Annotated in this window: 23 protein-coding genes; 12 read left to right on the top strand and 11 right to left on the bottom strand. The window is 69.7% G+C overall.

What is annotated here, in order from left to right; genetic code table 11:
- Positions 1-49 precede the first annotated feature (49 nt).
- Complete coding sequence (locus OG496_RS03275; protein WP_405969475.1) at positions 50-772, bottom strand: ANTAR domain-containing protein; 723 nt, start codon at positions 770-772, stop codon at positions 50-52.
- Positions 773-972: 200 nt separating this feature from the next.
- On the opposite strand from OG496_RS03275, the gene OG496_RS03270 reads away from it, so the two are divergent.
- The 7 genes from OG496_RS03270 to OG496_RS03240 all read left to right on the top strand — a co-directional run bounded on the left by OG496_RS03270 (position 973) and on the right by OG496_RS03240 (position 7,730).
- Positions 973-1,332 carry a winged helix-turn-helix domain-containing protein gene (locus OG496_RS03270; RefSeq protein ID WP_366492763.1) on the top strand — a complete coding sequence of 120 codons (360 nt, stop codon included), beginning with the start codon at positions 973-975 and terminating at the stop codon, positions 1,330-1,332.
- Between the two features lie 579 nt (positions 1,333-1,911).
- Positions 1,912-2,709: a SigB/SigF/SigG family RNA polymerase sigma factor gene (locus OG496_RS03265; protein WP_366492764.1), complete on the top strand. Its 798-nt coding sequence runs from the start codon at positions 1,912-1,914 to the stop codon at positions 2,707-2,709.
- Between the two features lie 372 nt (positions 2,710-3,081).
- A complete protein-coding gene (locus tag OG496_RS03260; RefSeq protein WP_405969474.1) occupies positions 3,082-4,308 on the top strand; it encodes a PP2C family protein-serine/threonine phosphatase in 1,227 nt (408 codons plus the stop codon).
- Positions 4,309-4,378: 70 nt separating this feature from the next.
- The gene (locus OG496_RS03255; protein WP_405969473.1) at positions 4,379-6,001 is read left to right on the top strand and encodes an ATP-binding protein; all 1,623 of its coding nucleotides are present in this window, start codon (positions 4,379-4,381) and stop codon (positions 5,999-6,001) included.
- Positions 5,998-6,447 (top strand): response regulator, encoded by a 450-nt coding sequence (locus tag OG496_RS03250; RefSeq protein ID WP_328685793.1) that lies wholly within the window; start codon positions 5,998-6,000, stop codon positions 6,445-6,447. Before OG496_RS03255 ends, OG496_RS03250 begins: the two co-directional genes overlap by 4 nt.
- A 55-nt stretch (positions 6,448-6,502) precedes the next feature.
- Positions 6,503-7,129 (top strand): PAS and ANTAR domain-containing protein, encoded by a 627-nt coding sequence (locus OG496_RS03245; protein WP_405969472.1) that lies wholly within the window; start codon positions 6,503-6,505, stop codon positions 7,127-7,129.
- 112 nt (positions 7,130-7,241) lie between these two features.
- The gene (locus tag OG496_RS03240) at positions 7,242-7,730 is read left to right on the top strand and encodes a MarR family winged helix-turn-helix transcriptional regulator (RefSeq protein ID WP_405969471.1); all 489 of its coding nucleotides are present in this window, start codon (positions 7,242-7,244) and stop codon (positions 7,728-7,730) included.
- On the opposite strand, the gene OG496_RS03235 is transcribed toward OG496_RS03240, so the two are convergent.
- Positions 7,731-8,924, bottom strand: a complete 1,194-nt coding sequence (locus OG496_RS03235) for a PP2C family protein-serine/threonine phosphatase (protein ID WP_405969470.1) — start codon at positions 8,922-8,924, stop codon at positions 7,731-7,733.
- 58 nt (positions 8,925-8,982) lie between these two features.
- Positions 8,983-10,134 (bottom strand): PP2C family protein-serine/threonine phosphatase, encoded by a 1,152-nt coding sequence (locus OG496_RS03230; RefSeq protein WP_405976554.1) that lies wholly within the window; start codon positions 10,132-10,134, stop codon positions 8,983-8,985.
- 159 nt (positions 10,135-10,293) lie between these two features.
- Between OG496_RS03230 and OG496_RS03225 the strand changes: the two genes are divergently transcribed.
- Positions 10,294-10,779: a MarR family transcriptional regulator gene (locus OG496_RS03225; protein ID WP_366492772.1), complete on the top strand. Its 486-nt coding sequence runs from the start codon at positions 10,294-10,296 to the stop codon at positions 10,777-10,779.
- A gap of 138 nt (positions 10,780-10,917) precedes the next feature.
- Here OG496_RS03225 and OG496_RS03220 read toward each other — a convergent pair whose 3' ends face one another.
- The 4 genes from OG496_RS03220 to OG496_RS03205 all read right to left on the bottom strand — a co-directional run bounded on the left by OG496_RS03220 (position 10,918) and on the right by OG496_RS03205 (position 14,674).
- A complete protein-coding gene (locus OG496_RS03220) occupies positions 10,918-11,490 on the bottom strand; it encodes a Dps family protein (protein ID WP_405969469.1) in 573 nt (190 codons plus the stop codon).
- Between the two features lie 97 nt (positions 11,491-11,587).
- Positions 11,588-13,390, bottom strand: a complete 1,803-nt coding sequence (locus tag OG496_RS03215; protein ID WP_405969468.1) for a thiamine pyrophosphate-requiring protein — start codon at positions 13,388-13,390, stop codon at positions 11,588-11,590.
- A gap of 160 nt (positions 13,391-13,550) precedes the next feature.
- Positions 13,551-13,730, bottom strand: coding sequence for a hypothetical protein (locus OG496_RS03210; protein WP_366492775.1), 180 nt, complete (start codon positions 13,728-13,730; stop codon positions 13,551-13,553).
- A gap of 116 nt (positions 13,731-13,846) precedes the next feature.
- Positions 13,847-14,674 carry an alpha/beta fold hydrolase gene (locus OG496_RS03205; protein WP_405969467.1) on the bottom strand — a complete coding sequence of 276 codons (828 nt, stop codon included), beginning with the start codon at positions 14,672-14,674 and terminating at the stop codon, positions 13,847-13,849.
- 242 nt (positions 14,675-14,916) lie between these two features.
- On the opposite strand from OG496_RS03205, the gene OG496_RS03200 reads away from it, so the two are divergent.
- On the top strand, positions 14,917-15,813 hold the full coding sequence (locus OG496_RS03200; RefSeq protein WP_405969466.1) for an alpha/beta fold hydrolase: 897 nt from the start codon (positions 14,917-14,919) through the stop codon (positions 15,811-15,813).
- 15 nt (positions 15,814-15,828) lie between these two features.
- Here the strand turns inward: OG496_RS03200 and OG496_RS03195 are convergent, their stop codons facing one another.
- A complete protein-coding gene (locus OG496_RS03195) occupies positions 15,829-16,905 on the bottom strand; it encodes a hypothetical protein (protein ID WP_405969465.1) in 1,077 nt (358 codons plus the stop codon).
- A 326-nt stretch (positions 16,906-17,231) separates the two neighbouring features.
- Here OG496_RS03195 and OG496_RS03190 point away from each other — a divergent pair, with 326 nt between their 5' ends.
- Positions 17,232-17,975: a class I SAM-dependent methyltransferase gene (locus OG496_RS03190; protein ID WP_405969464.1), complete on the top strand. Its 744-nt coding sequence runs from the start codon at positions 17,232-17,234 to the stop codon at positions 17,973-17,975.
- Between the two features lie 30 nt (positions 17,976-18,005).
- On the opposite strand, the gene OG496_RS03185 is transcribed toward OG496_RS03190, so the two are convergent.
- Positions 18,006-18,485, bottom strand: a complete 480-nt coding sequence (locus tag OG496_RS03185) for an ATP-binding protein (RefSeq protein ID WP_405969463.1) — start codon at positions 18,483-18,485, stop codon at positions 18,006-18,008.
- 184 nt (positions 18,486-18,669) lie between these two features.
- Here OG496_RS03185 and OG496_RS03180 point away from each other — a divergent pair, with 184 nt between their 5' ends.
- Together OG496_RS03180 and OG496_RS03175 are read left to right on the top strand one after the other, a co-directional pair.
- Positions 18,670-19,032: an STAS domain-containing protein gene (locus OG496_RS03180; RefSeq protein WP_405969462.1), complete on the top strand. Its 363-nt coding sequence runs from the start codon at positions 18,670-18,672 to the stop codon at positions 19,030-19,032.
- 75 nt (positions 19,033-19,107) lie between these two features.
- Complete coding sequence (locus OG496_RS03175; protein WP_405969461.1) at positions 19,108-19,884, top strand: maleylpyruvate isomerase N-terminal domain-containing protein; 777 nt, start codon at positions 19,108-19,110, stop codon at positions 19,882-19,884.
- Between the two features lie 23 nt (positions 19,885-19,907).
- Here OG496_RS03175 and OG496_RS03170 read toward each other — a convergent pair whose 3' ends face one another.
- Positions 19,908-20,288, bottom strand: coding sequence for an SsgA family sporulation/cell division regulator (locus OG496_RS03170; RefSeq protein WP_405969460.1), 381 nt, complete (start codon positions 20,286-20,288; stop codon positions 19,908-19,910).
- A gap of 159 nt (positions 20,289-20,447) precedes the next feature.
- Positions 20,448-22,643 (bottom strand): MMPL family transporter, encoded by a 2,196-nt coding sequence (locus tag OG496_RS03165; RefSeq protein WP_405969459.1) that lies wholly within the window; start codon positions 22,641-22,643, stop codon positions 20,448-20,450.
- Positions 22,644-22,660: the final 17 nt, after the last annotated feature.

The raw sequence follows: 22,660 nt of genomic DNA, 5'->3' as shown, positions 1-22,660 counted from the left end.
TGTCGACCGACACGCATCGGCGGGTGGTCTTCGTCCGCGCCGCGCCGGCCTACGCCGGGCGTGAGATCTCGGCGACCGCCGTCGAGATCCGCTGTTGCAGAGGCTCGGGCAGCGGCGCTCCGTTGACCGAGTCGACGAGTTCTTCGGCCAGTTGATGGAGTTTGGTGTTCGACCGCTGGGAGACGTCGACCAGGACGCTCCAGGCGTCCTCGCGGCTGAGGCCGAAGGAAGCCATCAGGACTCCGCGGGCCAGGTCGATGACCGGCCGGGTCTGCATCGCGCGCTTGAGCTGCCCGACCTCGACGCGCAGTTCCTCGGCCTCGTCGGACACGCCGTTCTCCTCCATCAGGTCGTGCGTCGTGGGGGAATGTTCACGCCGGGTGTCGACCACCCCGTCGGCGGCCGTGGGCCCTGGCACGGGGCTGAACAGGGACGACGTGTCGGTGAGCGCGAACAGCCGCTCGACCCCGGCGCTGAGGGCCCGGACGCCGAGTGTCTTGCCGTCCGTCAGGGCGATCCCGCGGACGGACAGCAGGACGTTGAGCCCGGCACAGTCGCAGAATCCGACTCCGGCCAGATCGAGGTCCAGCCCTCCGGACGACCGGGCGAGTGCCAGCCGCAGGGCGCTCCGCACCACTTGTTCCGTGTCGATGTCGATCTCCCCGGAGACCACGACGACAGTCCGGACACCGGCCGGCCGCGTCACGATCTTCAGGGAGGCGGAGACCGACGGTGGATCCGCCGCGGAGGACGGGGGATCCACCGTCGGCATGGGGGACACCGCACATATCGTCCGGACCCCGCTCCGGAGAGGAGCGCTACGTTCGTGTTCTCGCATGGCAGCCGCTCCCGAGGCATCCGCCCTGTTCTCTGCCCGGTCAAGTCTTGCCCGCCGCATTTAGCGCGTCAAGATATACACGAAATCTGTTTCGTGTCTCGGGATACGTGAATGCAGGGCCCTATGCTGGGGGCATGGACGGAGTATCCGAGACGCACACAGGATGGACGTTCCTCACCAGCCATGCCCGAGTGCTGGCCGCGATCGCCGAGGACCACCGCACCCGAATCCGTGACATCGCCGTGCGATGCAGGCTCACCGAGAGAGCCGTACAGAAGATCATTTCCGATCTGGAGCAGGACGGTTATCTCACCCACACGCGGGAGGGACGGACCAACGCGTACCGCATCCAGCCGGGAACCATCCTCCGGCATCCGGCCGAGGCCGGGATGACCGTCGAGGCGCTGCTCTCCACCCTCGCCCAGCACGACGATCGGCGCGAGCACTCGTCCACGGCACCGGCCGACGAGCGGGACTCCGAACACGCCGAGTGACTCGCCGAGTTGGGGCGGGGGGTGCGTAGTAGCCGGTGATCGACGAACCTGTGACGGTCCGTCAATCACCGTGAACCATGAGGGTGTTGGGTGTTGGGTGCTGTATGTCGGGGGAGTCAGGACGGTCGAACGGCGTCCGATTCCCGTCCTCGCTCGATCGGACACCTCAACTGCCGTGACGCGACAGGGGCGGTGGCCCGTCGGACCGTACGCCGCCCACGCGTCTATACGTCGCTCATGCGCCGCTCCGGCCGGTCGACTCGCCCTCCATCACTGCCTCCGCCAGTTCCTGCGCCGGGTCGTTCCACTCCTCGGTGCGGATGGGGCCGACACGTCCCCTCATCCGCCCATGTGATTGATCACCTTTCGCCACGGTTTTGCGGCCGGGAGTCATTGCCTTCGGGCAATTGTTTCAGGGGTTTTTGCGGGGGAAGGCGCACGGTGAGTGCTTCGGACAGGAGGCACGTCCGTGGGAGCCGGCGTATGCCGGATCGCGGGTGTGTTCCGCCTGTTCGGTGCGTGCCCGCTCCCATGGGGACCGACCTTCGGCAACCCCTTGAGGGAGTTGTGAGCACCACCATGGACACAGTCACCGTCACTCGGAAGCGTCATCCGCACGACGACGCTCCCCGCACCGCCGCCGCCTTCGCCCGCCTCTCGCACCTGCCCGCCGGACCTGAACGGGTCGCCCTGCGCGACGAACTCGTCCGGGTCTGGCTCCCGATGTCCGAACGCATCGCCGGCCGCTATCGGGGAAAGGGCGAGCCCTACGAGGACCTGCGCCAGGTCGCGGCACTCGGTCTCGTCAAGGCCGTCGACGGCTACGACCCCGACCGCGGCCACGCCTTCGAGAGTTACGCCGTGCCGACCGTCACCGGCGAGATCAAGCGTCACTTCCGCGACCATATGTGGGCCCTGCACGTGCCCCGGCGCGTCCAGGAACTCCGCAACAAGGTGCGCGTCGCCCTGCGGGACCTGTCCGCGACGGGACCGGACCGGCGTCCGAGTGTCGCCGAGATCGCCGAGTACGCGCAGCTGAGCGAGGAGGACGTACAGGCCGGTCTGGAGGCGCTGGACAGCTTCACCGCGCTCTCGCTGGACGCCGAGACGCCGGGCGAGGACGCGGGGATGACGCTCGTCGGCCTGCTGGGGGAGTGGGACGCCGGATTCGACCTGGCCGTCGACCGCGAGGCGGTCAAGCCCGCCCTGCGGACACTCCCCGAACGCGAACGCACCATCCTCTACCTCCGTTTCTTCCGCGGCATGACCCAGAGCCGCATAGCGGAACAGCTCGGCGTCTCCCAGATGCACGTCTCCCGGCTGATCACCAACTCCTGTGCCACGGTGCGCGAACGCGTATTGGCCGACGCTTCCTAGCCGCGCCGGGAAGGGGAGGCCGGCCGCCCCGCGGGATCGCTCCCGGGGCGGCCGGTGGCGGGCTCACTGCCGAACCCTCCCGGGAGCGGTTGGGCAGCCTGCCGCCCTCTTCGGACTACCGGGCTGGGGCCGGTTCAAACAACGACCGCCCTCTGTGTTCGCGTGGACACAGGCCGGTGAGGGAGGGGGTTCCTCGCCGCCTCCCAGGTGGCCGTCGTACCCTCAACAACGCGGAACGCAGGGCCTGTTGAGCCATTCCGCTTGCCGTCGGGGCGAGTGCGTACGGGGCGTCCCGGCGTACCGGTATGCTCTCGACTGTTGTCTGACGGCAACTATGGTCGCCGGAGACCGTTCGGTGGGGAGGGCAGGGCCATGGTGGTGCCACAGCCGCGGGCCGACGACCTGCTGTCGGTGGGTGGCGCAGGGGTCGGCCCGGACACCTGGGTGGCCTGGCAGCCCGCCGTCCTGCTGGTCGAGGACGACGCCGGCGACGCGCTGTTGGTGGAGGAACTGGTCGCCGACAGCGCGCTGAAGATACGTCTGCAGTGGGTGCGGTCGATGGCCGAGGCCGCCGAGGTGCTCGCGGCCGACGTGCCGGACTGTGTTCTGCTCGACCTGCACCTGCCGGACGCCCAGGGACTTGAGGCGCTCTCCCGGGTCCGGGCAGCCGCTGAGCGGGCGGCTGTCGTGGTCCTCACCGGCCTCGCCGAGGAGGAGACCGGACTGGCCGCCGTCGCCGCCGGCGCGCAGGACTACCTGGTCAAGGGCCGGGTCGAGCCGGGCCTTTTCGGCCGGGCCGTGCGCTACGCGATCCAGCGCAAGCAGGCCGAGCGGGCGGCCGTCGCCCTGCAGGCCAGCCGCATGCAGGCCCAGGAGAACGCCCGCCTGGAACGAGGACTGCTGCCCCGCCCCCTGCTGCGCGGCGAGGGCGTCGAAGCGGTGGCCCGCTACCGTCCCGGGCGCGCGCAGGCGCTGCTCGGAGGCGACTTCTACGACATCGTGCAGAGCGTCGACGGCACGGTCCACGCGGTCGTCGGTGACGTGTCCGGGCACGGGCCCGACGAGGCCGCACTCGGTGTGGCCCTGCGCATCGCCTGGCGCACGCTGGTCCTCAGCGGTGTCACGGGCGCCGAACAGGTGGCCTGCCTGGAGGAACTCCTGGTCGCCGAGCGCGCCCGGAGCGAGGTCTTCGCCACCCTCGTCAGCCTCGCCGCCGCACCCGGCGAGCGTACGGCCCGCGTGGTGCGGGCCGGTCACCACGGGCTGCTGATGCGGGACGGCGGCCGGGTGGAGTGGGTGGAGGTCGCCGGTGGCCCGGCGCTGGGCGTTCTCCCGGGCCTCGCGGACTGGCCGGTCGAGGAACTGGCCGTCCCGACGGACGCCGCCGTGGTCCTGTTCACTGACGGGCTGTTCGAGGGGCATGTCGGGCGAGGCTCGGAGCGGCTGGGGGAGGACGGGCTGCTACGGCTCGCACGGGAGAGGGCCGCCTTGGCACCGGAGCCGTTCGTCGACGAACTCATCGCCTGCGCCGAGAGCCTGGCCGAGGCACAGGGCGGCCTGGCCGACGACGTGGCCGTGATGCACCTGCACTGGACGTGATTCACCGCGCCGGAAACGAGCAGGTGGGACGAGAGGATGTCGGGACCAGGAGAGACGAACGGTGAGGGACATGACGGGCCGAACAGGGATCGGGCGCCGGCTGACGGTGCAGGGATGGTTCTTCCTGGCGCTGTCGCTCATGGTGTTGCTGGTGGTGATCGGCACCGCGATCGGCGCCAACCTGCTGAGCCAGACGGCCCGGGTCACCGACGATCTGCTGCAACGGGTCCAGCCCTCCCAGACCGAGGCCTACCGACTGCAGGCCGCCCTGGTCAACCAGGAGACCGGTATCCGCGGCTACGCGATCGCCGCCGACCGGCAGTTCCTCACCCCGTACAGCAGCGGCAAGCAGGACGAGGCCCGTTCGGCCGCCCGGCTGCGCGCGCAACTCCGTGACCGGCCCGAACTCCTCGCCGATCTCCGTGCGGTGGAGCGCGGTGCGGCCGCCTGGCGGAAGGACTACGCCGAGCCCCTCGCCGCCGCCGTCACCCCCGGCCGGCCGCACGCCGTCGACCAGACCACCGTGGACAGCGGCAAGCACGAGTTCGACCACCTGCGCACTCTCTGGGCGAAGCAGAACGCCGACCTCGCGAAGGCCGTGAAGGAGGGCCGTGCCCACCTCGCCCACCAGCGGACGGTCCGCGACACCGTCCTGAGCGGCATGGTCGCCGCCTTCCTGCTGACCGGCGCCGCCCTCGCCGTACTCGTACGACTGCTGGTGACGCGTCCCCTTGAGGCGCTGAGCAAGGCGTCGGAACAGGTCGCGGGCGGCGACTTCGCGCACCGCATCACCGGGGACGGCCCGGCCGACCTCACGGCGGTGGCCGGAGCCGTCGAGGGCATGCGCAGACGGATCGTGGCCGAACTCGACGCCTCCCGCGACCAGGAGGAGGCACTGGGCCGTCAGGCCGCCGAGCTGGACGCCCAGGCCGTCGAACTGCGCCGGTCCAACGCCGAGTTGGAGCAGTTCGCGTATGTCGCCTCGCACGATCTCCAGGAGCCGCTGCGCAAGGTCGCCTCGTTCTGCCAGCTCCTGGAGAAACGGTACGGGGACAAGCTCGACGACCGCGGCCTGCAGTACATCGACTTCGCCGTCGACGGTGCCAAACGTATGCAGGTCCTCATCAACGACCTGCTCACCTTCTCCCGCGTCGGGCGCCTCGACGACACCCGGGAGCTGGTCGGCCTCGACCAGACGCTGGACAAGGGGTTGCGGAATCTCGCGGCGGCCGTGGAGGAGTCGGAGGCCCGGATCGACCGGCCGGAGACCCTGCCCGATATCGTCGGCGACCCGACGCTGCTGACGATGCTCTGGCAGAACCTCCTGGGCAACGCCCTGAAGTTCCGCCACGCGGACCGCGCCCCGCACGTGACCGTCACCTGCGATCCCGACCCCGAGAACCCCGGCATGTGGCGCCTGTGCGTCGCCGACAACGGCATCGGCATCCCCGAGGAGTTCACCGACAAGGTCTTCGTCATCTTCCAGCGGCTGCACAGCCGCGACGCCTACGGCGGCACCGGCATCGGACTCGCCCTCTGCAAGAAGATCGTCGAGCACCACGGCGGCCGGATCTGGATCGAATCCAGGGTCGGCGAGGGCACCCGCTTCTGCTTCACGCTCCCGTCCGCCGAGGAAACCGCTGACACCATCGAAACCCCTGAAGCAACTGACGACGAGAAGGCCCTCACATGACCCTCCCTGACGCGACTCCGATCGACGTCCTCCTCGTGGAGGACGATCCGGGCGACGAACTGATGACCCGGGAAGCCTTCGAGGACAACAAGATCGGCAACACCCTGCACGTGGTCCGGGACGGCGAGGAGGCACTCGACTTCCTCTACAAGCGCGGCGAGCACACCGACGCCCCGCGGCCCGACCTGATCCTCCTCGACCTCAACCTGCCGAAGTACGACGGCCGCCAGGTCCTGGAGAAGATCAAGTCCGACCCGGAGCTGGCGCACATCCCCGTCGTCGTCCTGACCACGTCGTCGGCCGAGGAGGACATCCTGCGCAGCTACAAACTGCACGCCAACGCCTATGTCACCAAGCCGGTCGACCTCGACCAGTTCATCGCCGCGGTCCGGCAGATCGACGACTTCTTCGTGCAGGTCGTCCGGCTGCCCCACCGCTTCGGCTGAGGGACTAGGGTCTTTGGTACGAGGTGATGAAACGGGCGTCGAGTTGGTGAGGGCCATGGTGTCGGAGGACGACCGGGCCGACGAGATCACCGGGGTGTTCCTGCACCGGCTGCCGGAGGACACCTGGTGGTGGTCGGACGAGATGTTCCGGCTGCTCGGCTACGAGGCCGACGCCGTCACGCCCACCGCCAAGCTGCTGCGCGGCCACGTTCACAGCGAGGACCAGGCCGGGCTCGACAGCGCCCTGGAACACGGCAGGACCACCGGCCTCCCCTTCAGCTGCTACCTCCGCGTGGTCGGCACACCGGACGAGGAACGCGGCGTCGTCCTGGTCGGCGACGGCCGCACCGGCGACGACGGCGAGGTGGTCGTGCTGCGCGGGTTCGCCGTCGACGTCACGAAGTCCGTACGGCAGGAGGCACGGCGCACCGCCGACTCCGACATCGAGCGGGCCCGCGTCTCGCAGGAGGACATCGACCTCGCGCGGGGTGTGCTCATGGCGCTCTACGGCATCGACGCGGACATCGCGATGCGCGTCCTGCGCCGCCACTCCCAGTACGCCAACGTCAAACTCCGCACGCTGGCACAGTCCGTGCGCGAGGCCGCGCCCACGGCACCCGGCCGACCCCAGCACGACCTGCACCAGCGGATCTCGTCCGTGCTCTACCCCGACCGCGACTGAGCGGTCGTCCCCGCTCCCGGAGACGGGACCGCTTGGGTGCCGGAATCTCGGGTAGGCCAACCCCATGAGCGGCGAATCACCACACTGCCGACTTCTCTGAGGGGTCGAACTCGTGGCAGCGCACGGGGAGGCGGACCGGAAACCGGCGCAGGCGGACGACACGGACGTCCTCGCGGGCCGGATCGCCGATGCCGTGGACGGCCTGGCCGAACTGTGGACCACGGCCGCCGCCGAGGCGTCCGTACGGCTCTCCCCGCATCAACTGCGCGCCCTGCACGCCCTGGAGGCCACACCGGGCGCCAACCTGACCATGCTGGCGGAACGGCTCGACGCCGGCCTGCCCACGGTGAGCAGACTGTGCGACCGGCTGGAGGCGGCCGGACTGCTGCTCAGGGAGGCCGCACCGCACAACCGCAGGGAAATACAACTGCGGCTCACCGCACACGGCCGCGACGTGCTCGCCGAGGTGGCCGACCTCAGGTCCCGGGCGCTGTCCGAAGTCGTACGAGGCATGGAACCGGACGACCGCGCGGCCCTGGAGCACGGACTGCGGGCGTTCGTCGAGGCGCAACGGGTTCGGGCGCCCGGTGCGGGCGGATGATCACGGCGTCGCGGCGCCGCGCCCGTTCCAGTCCAGGCAGACCACGGCCGCGTCGGCGGTCAGGTCCGTGCTGCCGAAGTGCTCGACCAGGCTCGCCACCACCGAGCGCGCGACCTCCTGCGGAGCCTGCGTCGGCGCCGCGTCCAGGGCCCGGCGCAGCGCGTCCTCGCCGAACGGGGTGCCCTCCGGGGAACGGGCCCCGTGGACGCCGGTGCTCACCGCCACGAGCCGGTCACCGGGCCGAACGGAGAAGATCTGCTCCTCGTAGGCCGTCTCCTCGAACATGCCGAGGGGGAGCTGTGCCTCCAGTTCGATCTGCTTCACCGCGTCGCCGCGGCGGCGGTAGAGCCGGGGCGAGCCCGCGTCGACGGCCTGGACGGTGCCCGTCGCGAGGTCGAAGCGGAGCAGCAGGGTCGAGGCGTACACCTTGCCGCCGAACTGGGCGTAGACGGCCTGGTCGGCAAGGCGCGCCTGGTCGGAGAGGCTCACGCCGGCCCGGCGGGCGTTGCGCAGGGCGCCCACCGTCACGCTGGTGAGCAGGGAGGCGTCGATGCCGCGGCCCATGCCGTCGGTGACCGTCACGGTGAGTCGGCTGCCGTCGGTGCTCCAGTCGAAGTTGTCGCCGCCGACGGTGTACGCGGGCTCCAGATGGGCGCCGATCACGAACTCCGGGCGCCCGCAGCCGCGCCCCGGAAGAAGCTGCCACTGCATCTCGGCGGCCAGTGTGAGGCGCCGGGTGCGGCGGGCCAGGAGGTACAGGTCGGTGTCGCGCTCCGCCGTGGCGATCTCGTGGCCCAGCGCGGTCGCGAACTCGGCGAGCCCGCGCACCCCGGCGGTGTCGGCACCAAGGGCGGGCAGGCGGGCGGAGAGAACCCCGAGCCGGTCGCCGCGCACGGTGACCGGCACGTACACGGCGGCCGTCGCGTCCTCGGCCGGTTCGACGACGGGCGTCTGCACGGTGAACGCCCGTCCCGCCGGGCCGTCGTAGGCGGAGAGCGGTTCGCCGGTGCCCGGCAGCGGGGCGACCGGACGCAGCACGCGCAGGCCGTAGTCGGCGAGGAGGAGGGTGACGTCCCGGGCTCCGGCCCGGTCACCGAGCAGGCGGCGGGCCGTCTCCACCAGAGCGTTGGGCGGGGCCAGCCGCAACTCGCTCTCCACAGAGGGGAGCGACTCAGAGGTGCTCACGGCGTTCACCCTTCCGGCTCAGTGTCTTCACACTAGCGTCACGCCCGCGAGTAGGGGGGTACGCCGGTCACCGCCCCCGCCAGTCCAGGCACACCACCAAGGCGTCGTCGTCCGGAGTGGGCGTACCGCGATGGCCGGTCAGCTCGCGCAGCACGGCCCGCGGCACCTCGGCGGCGGGCAGCAGCCTCGTGTGCTGGATCGCCCGCGCCAGCGCCGCGTCCCCGTACGCCTCACCCTTGGGCGAGGCGACGGCGTACACCCCGTCGCTGACGAAGAGGAGCCGGTCCCCGGGCTCGATCCGGAAGTCCTGCTCGACGTAGTCGGTCTCCTCGAACATGCCCAGCGGCAACTGCGCGTCGAAGGCGATCCGCTCCACCACCCCCTCGCGCAGCCGCAGCGTCTGCGGCGATCCGGCGTCCACCACCCGGGCCCGCCCGGTGGTGAGTTCGAAGTCGAACATCAATACGGACATGTGGCTACGGCCCTGGTAGTGGGCGTACACGGCCTGGTCCGCGAGGGCCGCCTGGTCGGCGAGGGGGATGCCGGCCCGGCGTGCGTTGCGCAGGGCGTTGACCGCCAGGTTCGTCAGGAGGGATGCCTCTATGCCCTCGCCCATGCCGTTCGAGACGTAGAGCGTGAGGTGGTCGGCCGTGGCGGACCAGTCGAAGTTGTCGCCGTGGATCGCGTACGCGGGTTCCAGCTGCGCGCCCAGATCGAACTCGGAGCGGGAGCACGAGCGGCCGGGCAGCAGCTGCCACTGCATCTCCGCCGCCAGCGTGAGCCGGTCCTTGCGCCGGGCCCGCAGGTACAGGTCGGTGTCGCGCTCGGCGACCAGCACCTCGTGCCCCAACACCTCGGCCAGCTCGGTCAGTTCGGGCAGGCACTCGCGCGCGTGGTCACCGCCGGGCAGCGTCACCGAGAGCACGCCGAGACGGTCCCCGCGCACGCTGATCGGAAGATGCACGCGCACGCTGCCGTCGCCGAGGTTGCCCTCCACGAACGGTTCCTGGGCGCCGAAGGCCCGGCCCGCCGGGGTGTTGTGCACGGAGACCGGTGGCAGGGTGTGCGGGAGCTCGGTCACGGGCTGCAGCACGGTCAGGCCGTAGTCGGCCATGAGCAGGTCCACGGAGTCCGCCGCGTAGTGCCGACCCAGCAACTCCCCGACGACATCGGGCAGTTCGTGGGGAGCCGCCGTGCGCAGCGCCCGCTCGACAGCCATGAATCTGTTCACGATCGTAGGTATGCCAATCTCTCGCCCGAGGTACGCGTCGCCCCCCTACGGTGGGCCGTACGGCCCCGGCGTCGCGTGTCGTCCCGTCCATCCGTGTTCGTTGCGCGTGCCTAGTAGGCTGGGGCCCGTCCCTGTGCCTGCGAGAGTGTGACCGTGACGTCCTTCCACCCCCGCCCCGAACCCGACGAGGTCGCGCGCGTCACCTCTACGGCCGCGGAACTGCTGGAGGTCCTGTGGGGGCGCGCCTCGACGGCGCCCGCTTCCGCCTCGCAGCTGCGGGTCCTGTTCATCCTGGAACACCACGAGGGCATCAACCTGCGCACCCTCGCCGACCACCTCGCGTCGACCCCGCCGTCGACCAGCCGGCTGTGCGACCGTCTGCAGGCCGCCGGCTTCGTCGACCGCGAGGTGAGCCCCACGGACCGGCGCGAGGTGCGCCTGTACCTCAGCAGCCTGGGGCGGTCCTTCCTGTCGGACCTGCGGGCCCGGCGCGAGGAGGCACTCGGGGCGGTGCTGGAACAGATGCCGGCCGCCGGGCGTAGCGCGCTCCTCACCGGCCTTGAGGCGTTCTGCGCGGTTGCCGAGGCGCAGATACACGACCACGGCGACTCCTCCGGCAGCCGCACCGCCTGACCGGGCCGCCCGGTGCACGGAGTGGCCTCCGCCGACCGGGACATCCCAGATCCTTCCCCCTGCTGCGACGACACCCGCTACTTTCTTGCCTCATGGCCATAGTTGTCAAACGGCAAGTGTCTGCGGGTGTCCTCGTCCTCAGCCGAGTTCGGCGCCCTTGGCCGCCGCCTCTTCCTCGGAGCGCGCGTCACCGGTGGCGAGCGTGCCGCCCGCGCTCTCCAGGTGTGCCCGCACGAACCACTGGAACTGCTCCAGGTCGCGCAGCTGCTCGATCAGCAGGTCCTCGGTGGCGGGGTCGATCTCGCCCGCCTCCTTGATCCCGGCCCGGACGTCCTCGATCAACCCCGTGTAGACGAGGTCGAGCGCGCCGAGGTGGGCGATGGCGTCGGCCCGGCCGATGGAGTAGTCGTCCCAGGTGCGCTCGGCGACCAGCGCGCCCGGGGAGCCCGGTGCGACTCCGCCGAGTGCGGCGATGCGCTCGGCCACGTCGTCGGCCATCTCGCGCACCCGGTCGACCTGCGGGTCGATCATCTCGTGCACGGCGATGAAGTGCGGCCCGACGACGTTCCAGTGCACGTGCTTCAACGTCAGGTGGAGATCGTTCAGCGAGTGGAGCCGCAGCCGCAGCACACCGATCAGCCGGCCGGCGGCCTCGCGCTGGACACCGGGAACGGTGTACTTCGGGGTCAGGTCCTTGATCTCCCTGGTCATGGTTCACCTCAGGTCATTCGGTAGGGCGTGCGGTTCCTTACCTGCTCACGGGTGCCCGTGAGCAGCGCGGTCAGGCATCCCGTCCCTGAGCGATACGTCACGAATGGCCCCGGTGCCCTCCACCGGGCAGGAGATCCTGGATCTTCGCCTTGAACCCCTGCCTGAGCACGGCGGCGCGATCACTGTCGCCCTTGAGGACGGAGGACGCGGCGGCCTCGATCTGCTCCAGGGTGGAGTGCGGCGGGATCGGCGGTACGGCGGGGTCGGTCACGAAGTCCAGCACGCACGGCCGGTCGGCCGCGAGCGCGCTCTCCCAGGCGCCGGTCACCTCCTCCGGCTTCTCCACCCGGATGCCGGTCAGGCCCAGGGAGCGGGCGAAGTCGGCGTAGGCGACGTCCGGGATCGACTGCGAGGGCAGGAACTGCGGGGCGCCTTCCATGGCCCGCATCTCCCAAGTCACCTGATTCAGATCCCGGTTGTTCAGCACGGCGACGATCAGCCGCGGATCAGCCCATTCCTGCCAGTACTTGGCGACGGTGATCAGCTCGGCCATGCCGTTCATCTGCATCGCCCCGTCCCCGACGAGCGCGATGGCCGGCCGGTCACCGTGCGCGAACTTCGCACCGATGGCATACGGCACCCCCGCACCCATCGTGGCGAGCGTCCCCGACAGCGAGCCGCGCATCGCACCGCTCAACTTCAGGTGCCGGGCGTACCAGTTGGCGGCCGAACCGGAGTCGGCGGACAGGATCACGTCGTCCGGCAGCAGCCCGTTGAGCGCGTGCACGACGTGCTCCGGGTTGACCGGATCGGCCTCGACGGCGGCCCGCCGCTCCATGACCTCCCACCAGCGGGCCACATTGGCCTCGATCTTGACCCGCCACGCCGGATCCTCCATCTGCTCCAGCAACGGGAGCAGCCGGCGCAGTGTCGCGGCGGCGTCACCGACGAGATTGACCTCGAAGGGATAGCGCAGCCCCACCATGTGCGGATCGATGTCGATCTGCACACCCCGCGCCTTCCCGAACTTCGGCAGGAACTGCGCGTAGGGGAACGACGACCCGATCACCAGCAGCGAGTCGCACTCCCGCATCATCTCGTACGACGGCTGTGTGCCCAACAGGCCGATCGCGCCCGTGACATAGGGCAGATCGTCGTCCAACGCGTCCTTGCCGAGCAGGGCTTTGGCGACCCCGGCACCGAGCCGGTCGGCGACCGCCTTGACCTCCGCACGGGCACCCCGAGCGCCCTGCCCGATCAACACGGCCGTCTTTCCACCGGAGTTGAGGACATCGGCGGCCCGCCGCAGATCGTCGTCGTCCGGCACCACCGTGGAGTGCGGCATGCCCAGACTGGACGGCACCATCTTGAAGGCGTGCTCGGGCGGGGCGTAGGGGAGGTCCTGGACGTCGGCCGGGATGATCACGGCGGTCACCGTGCGGCGCGCCATGGCGGTGCGCAGCGCCCGGTCGAGGACGTTCGGCAACTGCTCCGGGACGGTGACCATCTCGCAGAAGTCGGAGGCGACGTCCTTGTAGAGGCTCAGCAGATCGACCTCCTGCTGGTAACTGCCGCCCATGGCACTGCGGTTGGTCTGCCCGACGATCGCGACGACGGGCACGTGGTCGAGCTTCGCGTCGTAGAGGCCGTTGAGGAGATGGATGGCGCCGGGCCCCGAAGTGGCGACGCAGACACCGACCTTGCCGGAGAACTTGGCGTAGCCGACGGCCTCGAACGCGGCCATCTCCTCGTGCCGTGCCTGGACGAAGCGGGGGGTGTCGTCCGCGCGGCCCCAGGCGGCGAGCAGTCCGTTGATGCCGTCGCCCGGGTAGGCGAAGACGTGCGTGACGTCCCACTCGCGCAAGCGCTGGAGGAGGTGGTCGGAGACCTTGGTGGACATGGGCGGGGTCCTTCCGGTGGGGGTGTTCGTCCGGTACGGGCTACGGGTGCCCCGGATCGGTACGGACCTTCGGGTACCCCGGAAGTCGCCCCGACGACATGCCGAGGGCCGGAAGCCTTCGGCCCCCGGCCCGTTGTCCGGTCCCTGTCCCTCCGACTCGTCAGTCGTCGCCTCTGACGATGTTGCCCTCGGTGAGTGTCTGCGGAGGCGGTGTCACGCTGTTGTCGTCGACGGGTGGGACGCAGGTGCGTACGGCCTTGCCGCTACGGCGACGGGCCTTCGCCCAACCGGTCTCGGGCGGCAGACGCAGGTCTTCCTTCTTGACGGTGCGCGCGGTCACAGCGCTTCAACTTCTCTCTCTGTGTGGAATGTGCGGTCCCTTGAGCCAACCGTTCGGGTCCCCGCCGGGCACGGACTCAAACTCCGCCGGGTGGACTCGACACCAGGACCGTGCGATCAACTGCGGGCGAATTCGAGGAGATCGGCGTTGAACCGCCCGGCGAATTTCGGCACCATCGCCAGGCCGTGCGGAGCGCCCGGATAGACCTTGTAGATCGCGTCCTTGACGAGCTTCGACGATTTGTCGCCGGAAGCCACGATGGGAACGATCTGGTCGTCGTCGCCGTGCACGATCAACGTCGGGACGTCGATCTTCTTGAGGTCTTCGGTGAGATCGGTCTCGGAGAATGCCTTGACGCAGTCATAAGCGCCCTTGATTCCCACGGTCATGCTCCAGAGCCAGAACTCGTCACGGGTTCCCTGGGTGACGGTCGAGTCGTCCCGGTTGGCGCCGTAGAACGGGGCACTGAGATCTTTGTAGAACTGCGAACGGTCTGTCTCCACGCCGTTGCGGATCTCGTCGAAGACCTCGATCGGCAGGCCTTCCGGATTAGCGTCCGTCTTGAGCATGAGCGGCGGGATCGCCCCGACCAGGACGGCCTTGGCGACCCGGCCGGTGCCGTGCCGGCCGATGTAGCGGGTGACCTCACCGCCGCCGGTCGAGTGCCCGACCAGGATCACGTCACGGAGATCCAGGGCTTCGATGACCGACGCCAGATCGTCGGCGTACGTGTCGAGATTGTTGCCGTCCCAGGGCTGACCGGAACGCCCGCCGCCACGCCGGTCGTGGGCCACGGCACGGAAGCCGTTGTCGGCCATCACCTTCAGCTGGGGATCCCACGCGTCGGCGGTCAGCGGCCAGCCGTGGGAGAAGACGACCGGCTGACCCGATCCCCAGTCCTTGTAGAAGATCTGCGTGCCGTCCGTGCTGGTGGCGAAGGGCATGGCGTGTTCCTCCCGAAATGATCGAACTGTTTGAGTACGTCACACGGAGAATCGACGGCAAAGGGTCAGCGGCGAGAGGCGACCGGAATGAGAACGTCGACCACAACACTCTAGGGGAGGCCGGACACTTCCGCGTGTCGAGCGAATTCCCCGGCCGCTTCCACCGTAACCCGGGGGTCGGGCGAAAAACGTCAGACCGTGGTTCGATCTCTCGCGCCCGTGCGATGGCTACCGTTTCGGCCATGCCAGAACTGACAGCACGGAACGTCGGCCCGTCCGGAATCGAGATCGCCTACGAACGTTTCGGTGACCCCGGGGCACCGCCGGTCCTGCTGATCATGGGAGCGGGCGCCCAGATGATCAATTGGCCGGAGGGATTCTGCCAGGCGCTGGTCGACCGGGGGCTGCACGTGATCCGGTTCGACACCCGCGACGCCGGGCGCTCGACCCACTTCCCCGACGCACCCGTCCCGGACTTCCCGGCGGCCCTGGCCGGCGACCTCTCCACGGCGTCCTACACACTCTCCGACCTGGCGGCCGACACCGTGGGCCTGCTCGACGCGCTCGGCCTCGCCGGCGTCCACCTCGTCGGCTCCTCGATGGGCGGGATGATCGCCCAGATGATCGCGATCGAGTACCCGGAGCGGGTCCGCTCGCTCGTCTCGATGATGTCCACGACCGGCGAGCCCGGCGTCGGGGAGGCCGACTTCTCCGTGTTCGCCGGACTGGGAGCACCGCCGCAGGACCGGGAGGCCTTCGTCGAGTGGCAGGTGCGCGCCCTGCGGCTCGCCGCGTCGCCGGGCTTTCCGTTCGACGCGACCGCCGCGGCCGAGCGGGCCGGACGCGTCTTCGACCGGGGCTACGACGCCCTCGGCATCCAGCGCCAAGGGCTCGCGGTGGTGGCCACGGGCGACCGTACCGAACGGCTGCGGTCTCTGCGGGTGCCCACACTGGTGGTGCACGGCGCCGACGACATCGTGTGCGACGTGAGCGGCGGTCGCGCCACGGCCGCGGCCGTCCCGGGCGCCGAACTGCTGATCCTGGGGGGAATGGGCCACGGCCTTCCGCAGGAGCTGTGGCCCGAACTCGCCAACCACATCAGCGAGTTCATCCACCACGTCGAGACGGTGACAACCTGAGCGCCGGCACAGGTCCTACCCCCGGCCCGCGTCGCCGCGTGCCCACTGCGCGGCTCGGACGGTTCCCTCCCGGATGTCCTGCCGGGGGAGTTGCAGGCCGAGTGAGACCTCCAGAGCGTGGAAGTACAACTCGAAGTCGTGGAGCAGCTCTGGGTGGTCCATTTCGGCGTGGCGCAACGCCCGGTTGAGGAAGTCGAGTTGGCCGCCCCGGTAGTAGGGGGCTCGGCCCCGCTTGTACCAGATCAACTCCAGCATGCCCCAGCCGTCGTCGACGCGGCGGCCGTCACGCGTGTAGTCGATGCTGTAGATGGCCTTCGCGGAGGTGGCGGTCAACTCCACGGTCTCCGTGACTCCGAGTCGGGCGAGAGCGGCGCTGTCGGCCCGGATGCCGGACGGTGTGTCGTTGTACATCAGAAACGCCCAACCGCCCGCCTCCCCGAAGGAGAAGGTCTCCCAGGCCGTCTCCCAGTGGTCGCGACCGAGTTCGTCCCTGTCGCGCAGATCCGACAGGCGTGTCCCGGTGGTGACCTGTTCCGGGTCGGCTCCGTGGAGCAGGGCGATCTGTTCGGCGCTGACGTCCTCGCCCCGGAAGAAGGCGAGGCAGGTGTAGGGGTCCTGGTCGCGCCATTCACGGGCGACCCAGGCGAAGCGCTCCAGCGGGTCACCTCCACACGGCAGCGCCGTCCGCGTACCGTCCATGTCGCTCATACCGCCGTCGCGAAATCTGCTTCCCCACGCGGGGTTGATCCGGTCCAGCAACTCGGCCTGCCCGCTGACCAGATTGACGGCGGGCCCGTCGCCGGGGGAGTGGGCCACGATGTGCTCGGCGAGATCATGGACCGCATGCTCCGCGACGAAGTACAGCACCTGATCGAGGTCCTGGGTGGCGAAGACCTCCGAGTGGGCATTGCCGTAACCGCGCACGGTGCCGTCTTCGTCCAGGACGAGGAAGAGGCCACCGGGATTGCCCACACGCTCCTTGTACTGGTCCCGCGATGTGCCGATGGGCGGGAACATGGCGTCGTCGAGCAGGTCGGAGCCCGCCGCTACGGTGTGCCATGCGCGTCTGAGTGTGTGCTCCGTCGTTCGCATGGGCGTCAGTATGCAATGCGGCATCACCGCGGTCGCCGACCGGGCCGCCCTTCAACTGGCTGGACAGACAAGGTAGTTACGGACATGGACCGTGACACGCGCCCCGGTCGCACGAGTTGTCCAACGCCGTACGGCACACGGGTCGTCCAGGACCCCGATCGCCTCGAACACCCTCTGCCGATGGCGATCACGTCGTCGTGCCGGCTTCGGGGCGCCCTCAGGTAAAGAGCGGAGGGGAGGAGTGATGTGCCACCCAGACACCGGAGTTGGCCTGCGGCGGGGAAATCCGTTGGACAACACATCGTCGAACAGCCAGCGTTGACGGAATGCGACAGGAGACGCTTTGGGGCGCTGATGTTGCCCAGCGGTACGACACCCCCGGCACCGGCATGTTCGACCCCGGCACTCTGGTGCCGACCGTGGACCGCCTCGCGCATCTCGCCGGGGACGGCGCCGCGTTGGAGTTCGCCATCGGGACCGGGCGGGTCGCCGTGCCGCTCGCCGAGCGCGGAGTCCCTGTCACCGGTGTCGAGTTGTCGGAGCCGATGGTGGAGCAACTGCGCACCAAGGCCGACGAAGCGACGATCCCGGTGATCATCGGGGACATGGCGACCACTGCCGCGCCCGGGACGTACAGCCTGGTCTATCTCGTCTACAACACGATCTCGAACCTGCTCACCCAGGCCGAGCAGGTCGAGTGTTTCCGCAACGCCGCCCGGCATCTCACGCCTGGTGGACGGTTCGTGATCGAGCTCTGGGTACCGGAGTTGCGCAGACTTCCGCCGGGGCAGACGGCGACCGTCTGGCGGACCGACTCCGACTACATCGGCCTGGACACGTACGACACCCTGCGCCAGCACGTCGTATCGCACCACTTCCGAATCGACGAGACCGAGCAGGCGCGGCTGTCCCGCAGCCCCCACCGCTACATCTGGCCGGCCGAACTCGACCTCATGGCCCAGCTGGCCGGGTTCGAGCTGGAGAGCAGGCACGGGGACTGGTCCGGCGCCGAGTTCACCGCCGAGTCGCACGATCACGTCTCCGTCTACCGCGTGCCGCCGACACCATAACCGCCTCAACTCGGCGGTGCGATACGGCACTTACGGCACCTGTGTCCCACCCGCCTCGCCGTCCGGGGCATCCGTCAGAGGGATGCGGGCGGTGATGCGTTTGCCGACGGGTTCGCGCTGCGCCTCGAAGCCCCGTGCCACCGCCCGTACGATCTCCAGGCCGTGCTGCCCCACCCGTTGGGCGTCGGCGGCACGGGCGACCGGGAGCACCGGGTCGGAGTCCCACACCTCCACCTCGACCAGGGCATCGACGATCCGTAGATCCATCAGCACCGGGCCGGGCGCGTACTTACGGGCGTTGGTGACCAACTCGCTGACGACCAGCTGCGTGAGATCCATGGCACGGTCCGACACCGGCAGTCCGTATTCGGCCTGGGCCCGGGCGAGGAACGTCGCGGCCAGCCGGCGGGCCTCGGCGATGCACGAGCCGTCCCCGTCCAGCGCCACGGTGGACCGCAGGGCCCGGGCCTGCGGCGCTGTGTCGTCGTCCTCCGGTGAATCCTGTTCCATCCGGATCGTCTCACCGCCTTCCGCGTGCCCGGCGCATACCCCGTGAAGCAACGCGCACTCCGTCAATCTCCGCCGGCTCCGTCGGACAGCTCCACCGGACACAAGCATCAACCGTACGATGCGGGGCAGCACTTCGGATGAAAGTCCTGATCCGTAGCGCTCACCGACTTGTGTATGAGGACAGATGGTGGACACCGAACACGCGGGCCGGCCGGGGCGGTTGTCGGTCAGGACCGACGTCGTCGACGGCACCTTGGTGGTGACTGTCGCCGGAGAGATCGACCAGGAGACAGGCGGCTCACTGAGGAAGGCGCTGGAGCTGCCGGAGGGCGCCGCACCGCGCGTTGTCATCGACCTGCGCCACGTCACCTTCATGGACTCCAGCGGCATCAACATTCTCATCGCCGTGCAGACAGCTCTCGCCGAAGCGGGCGGCCGGCTGCGGCTGGCCGGGGCCGCCCCACCCGTGCTGCGCATCATCCAGCTCGTCGGCATCGACGGATTCATCGAGTGCCATCCGACGGTCCAACAGGCCCTCGACAGCTGACCGTTGGAGAGTCGGTCGTCGAGCGGCCGTGAAATTCGCTGTCGGGTCGTCGAGGCACGGTGATAGACAGTCCGCGTGACAGAGATCTTGGAGTTCCCGGTCCTGCTGCGGCTGATCGACGAGCGGTCGGTCGCGTTCCGGGCCGCGGTCGCCTCCGCGCCGAGCCTCGACGCACAGGTGCCGACCTGTCCGGAGTGGACGCTGCGGGACCTCGTGCAGCACCTGGGCGGGGTGCAGCGCCGCTGGGCCGGAACCGTCGCCGCGGGGCCCGCCGACGCCCGCCGCGACGTGACTGTCCCGGAAGGGCCGCAGGAGCGCGCCGCGCTGCTGGCCTGGTCGGCCGAGTCCACGGAGCAACTGCTCGGCGCGCTGCGGGAGTTCGGCCCGGATCGCGGCTGCTGGACATGGTGGGGCGGATCGCAGTCTCCGCAGACCTCCGGCGCCGTGGCCCGGCACCAGGTCCAGGAGGCCACGGTGCACGCCTACGACGCCCAGATCACTTTCGGTGCCCCGGAGCCGCTGTCGGACGAGGCGGCACTCGACGGCGTCGACGAGTTCCTGTCCACCTGCTGCGCCGGGACGGACCCCTGGCCGCACGAGCCCGCCGCCGTCGAGTACCACGCCACGGAGGGCCGTTCCTGGCACCTCGCGCTCTCCGCCGACGGCGCCCGGGTCACCGAACTCCCGGCGCCCGCCACCGGCACCGGTGAGGACGCGGCCGGCGCCACCCTCCGGGGCACGGCCGGCGAGCTGGTCCTGGCCCTGTACGCCCGCATCCCGGTGAACTCCCTGAAGGTGGACGGCGACCCACGTCTCTTCGACCTGCTCCTGGCCTGGGACCCGAGCGCGTAGGACGTGCCGACGCGGGCTGTCTCCTACGCACCGCTCGCGATCGCGGCCAGTTCGAGGTCGAGCGCCGGGGTGATACCGCTGAGGTCGCGGCCGACTCCTTTCCGCACCTTCCGCACCTTCCGCACAAAGCCCGCGGCCTTCTCTGCGGGCAGCCACACGCGTGCGACGGACGGTGGCACGAGGGCCACCTCGACGCCCGCGATCGGCCCCGGCGCGGGCCGTACGGTGATGTCCCCGTCGCCTGCCGAGAACCTCAGGCCCAGCGCGAGCAGTTCCCAGGCGAAGGTCCAGGTGGCCTCCATGCCGTCGGGCCCGAGCAACACCAGACGCACTGCCAGGCAGTCGTCCGGTCGGTACACCAACTCCGCGGCGACGATGGTCCCTTCGTCGTCGGCCAGCACCACGAGCCCGCCCGCCTCGCCCTCGCGTTGCTCGCCGCCGTCCAGGGTGGGTTGCTGCTCACCCAGGCCCGCCGACCGCTGATGTGGGTGCGGGGCCTGTTCGCCGGTCGTACGGATCGGCGAACAGGCCCCGCATTGTTGCTAGTTGCTAGTTGCTAGTTGCTAGTTGCGACGGCCCGCCGGACCGTGGCTGACCGAGTCCTGGTCCCCTGTGGCGGAGGCCGGACCGGAGGTGTCGGAACCGGTGCCCGTGCCGCCCGGGGTTTCCTGGGCGCGGTCGGCGTGCCCCGGCCACCACGCGGCGTGGCCGATCAGGGCGGTGAGGCTCGGCGTGAAGAACATCGCCATCACGAAGGCGGCGACGGCGATGCCGAAGGAGACCGCGAACCCCATCTCCGTGAGCAGCGCGTTGCCGGCCAGCATCATCGTGGCGAAGGTCGCCGCGAGGATGAAACCGGCCGCGGCCACGGTCGGTCCCGCGTGCCGTAGCGCCATGCTCGCCGCCTCGCGCGGATCGCGGCCCTCGCGGGCCTCCTCGCGGAGCCGGGCGATCATGAGGATGTTGTAGTCCGTGCCGATGGCGACCACGAAGAGATACATGATCACCGGGAGCATGAACATCAGCCCCGGGTGTCCCTGCGCGTCCTGGAAGATCCAGACGGTCGCGCCGAGGGTGGCGCCGAAGCCGAGACCCACCGAGGCGATGAGGTACCACGGCGCGACCACACTGCGCAGGAGCAGTCCCAGGATCAGCATGATCAGCAGGGCGGCGACGGGGAACACGGTCCGGTAGTCGTGGTTGACCGCGCTGTTGATGTCCTTGTAGATCGAGGACATGCCGCCGACCAGGGCCTCGGTGCCGTCGGGCGCGGAGGAGTGCGCGACGTCCCGCACCCGGCCCACGGCGTCGATCGCCTTCTCCGTGGACGCCTCGTACTTCAGCGTGACGGTGAAGTCCGCCGTGGTGCCGTCCTTGTTGACCTGGCTCATACGGGCGTTCGCCACACCGTCGACGGCCCCGAGCTTCTCGGCGTAGGCGGTGAAGGCGGACTTGTCGAGCGGCCTGCCGTCGGTGCTGGAGAGGTAGACGTCGGTGGGGGCGGCTGCGCCCGCCGAGTACGCCTTCTGCATCTCGTCCTGGACGACCATCGACTCCTTGGTCTTGGGCATGGAACCCGAGGCCAGGTCGAAGGTGGCCTTGTAGCCGAGGGTGCCCAGCGACAGCGCGACGAGGACGAGCCCGGAGAGCGCGGCCGTCAGCGCGGGCCGGCGCTGCACACCGCGGCCGAGGGCGGCGAACCGGGCGTTCTGCGGCTCCTGTTGCCAGGACTTGGAGGGCCAGAAGACCTTCGGCCCGATCAGCGACACCACGGCCGGGATCAGGGTCAGGCCCGCGATCAGGGTGACGGTGACCGAGATGGCCAGCGCCGGACCCATCTGCTTGAGGAAGCCCAGCGTGGACAGCACCAGCGCGAGGAACGCGATGATGACCGCGCCGGCGGCCGAGGCGATGGCCTCGCCGACCCGGGCGACCGCGTTCACCATGGCCTGCTTCGGCTCGTCACCCGCCCGCAGCCGTTCTCGGTACCGGAACATCAGGAACAGGAAGTAGTCCGTGCCCACGCCGAACAGCACGACGATCAGGATCGACGAGACGGAACTGTTGGCCTGGAGACCGAACAGCTTCGTGGCGTACGCGATCAGCCCGTTGGCGATGGACGCCACCACCCCGATCAGGACCAGGGGAAGGAAGGCGAGGATCGGCGCCCGGAAGATGATCAGCAGGGTCACCAGGATGATGAGGAAGGTCCCGATGCCGATCAGCGCCTCGCCGCGCTTCGAGGAATCCTGCTGGTCGAGGGCCTGCGCGGCGGAACCGCCGAGCTTCACGTCGAGGTCCGTGCCCTTGGCCAGCTGCTTGACGTCGTCGCGCAACACCTTCGCGGCGTCCGCCTGCACCGGCTGACCGGCGTTCTTGCTGTCCATCTGGACCAGGGTCATGGTGTACCTGCCGTCCTTGGACGGCGGGCCGGGGACCACCTTCTGCACCTGGTCGATGTGCTTCTTGCCCAGCTCGGTCGTGATCCGGGCGACATCCTTCTTGTCGGCGGCGGTCAGTTTGCCGCCGTCGGTGCGCTGGTACAGCGCGATCGCGGACGGCGTGAAGGCGCTGGGGAACGCCTTCACCTGCAGATCCGCGGCTTTGATGGACTCGTAACTCTTGGGCAGGAAACTGCTCTCGTCACTGTTGGAGGGCAGGCCGGGCGCGGTGGCGACAATCGCCACGGCAGCGATCAGCCAGGCCACGATGGTCCAGACGGGATGTCTGACGACCCCGGTGCCTATACGTCGAAACATGCGGGAGGTCCTCCTGG

Origin of the sequence: Streptomyces sp. NBC_00988, from assembly GCF_045162645.1 — a bacterium.
In the GTDB taxonomy this organism is placed as follows: domain Bacteria; phylum Actinomycetota; class Actinomycetes; order Streptomycetales; family Streptomycetaceae; genus Streptomyces.
The sequence above is the reverse complement of the archived record's forward strand: the minus strand, read 5'-3'. Positions and strand labels throughout refer to the sequence as shown.

What these genes read in the sequence shown, in the direction of transcription:
- OG496_RS03260 (WP_405969474.1), top strand. Translation starts at nt 3,082, where the DNA reads ATGGTGGTGCCACAGCCGCGGGCCGACGACCTGCTGTCGGTGGGTGGC.
- OG496_RS03245 (WP_405969472.1), top strand. Translation starts at nt 6,503, where the DNA reads ATGGTGTCGGAGGACGACCGGGCCGACGAGATCACCGGGGTGTTCCTG.
- OG496_RS03200 (WP_405969466.1), top strand. Translation starts at nt 14,917, where the DNA reads ATGCCAGAACTGACAGCACGGAACGTCGGCCCGTCCGGAATCGAGATC.
- OG496_RS03180 (WP_405969462.1), top strand. Translation starts at nt 18,670, where the DNA reads ATGGTGGACACCGAACACGCGGGCCGGCCGGGGCGGTTGTCGGTCAGG.
- OG496_RS03270 (WP_366492763.1), top strand. Translation starts at nt 973, where the DNA reads ATGGACGGAGTATCCGAGACGCACACAGGATGGACGTTCCTCACCAGC.
- OG496_RS03220 (WP_405969469.1), bottom strand. Translation starts at nt 11,490, where the DNA reads ATGACCAGGGAGATCAAGGACCTGACCCCGAAGTACACCGTTCCCGGT.
- OG496_RS03185 (WP_405969463.1), bottom strand. Translation starts at nt 18,485, where the DNA reads ATGGAACAGGATTCACCGGAGGACGACGACACAGCGCCGCAGGCCCGG.
- OG496_RS03205 (WP_405969467.1), bottom strand. Translation starts at nt 14,674, where the DNA reads ATGCCCTTCGCCACCAGCACGGACGGCACGCAGATCTTCTACAAGGAC.
- OG496_RS03255 (WP_405969473.1), top strand. Translation starts at nt 4,379, where the DNA reads ATGACGGGCCGAACAGGGATCGGGCGCCGGCTGACGGTGCAGGGATGG.
- OG496_RS03165 (WP_405969459.1), bottom strand. Translation starts at nt 22,643, where the DNA reads ATGTTTCGACGTATAGGCACCGGGGTCGTCAGACATCCCGTCTGGACC.
- OG496_RS03195 (WP_405969465.1), bottom strand. Translation starts at nt 16,905, where the DNA reads ATGCGAACGACGGAGCACACACTCAGACGCGCATGGCACACCGTAGCG.
- OG496_RS03265 (WP_366492764.1), top strand. Translation starts at nt 1,912, where the DNA reads ATGGACACAGTCACCGTCACTCGGAAGCGTCATCCGCACGACGACGCT.
- OG496_RS03275 (WP_405969475.1), bottom strand. Translation starts at nt 772, where the DNA reads ATGCCGACGGTGGATCCCCCGTCCTCCGCGGCGGATCCACCGTCGGTC.
- OG496_RS03230 (WP_405976554.1), bottom strand. Translation starts at nt 10,134, where the DNA reads ATGGCTGTCGAGCGGGCGCTGCGCACGGCGGCTCCCCACGAACTGCCC.
- OG496_RS03215 (WP_405969468.1), bottom strand. Translation starts at nt 13,390, where the DNA reads ATGTCCACCAAGGTCTCCGACCACCTCCTCCAGCGCTTGCGCGAGTGG.
- OG496_RS03250 (WP_328685793.1), top strand. Translation starts at nt 5,998, where the DNA reads ATGACCCTCCCTGACGCGACTCCGATCGACGTCCTCCTCGTGGAGGAC.
- OG496_RS03190 (WP_405969464.1), top strand. Translation starts at nt 17,232, where the DNA reads ATGCGACAGGAGACGCTTTGGGGCGCTGATGTTGCCCAGCGGTACGAC.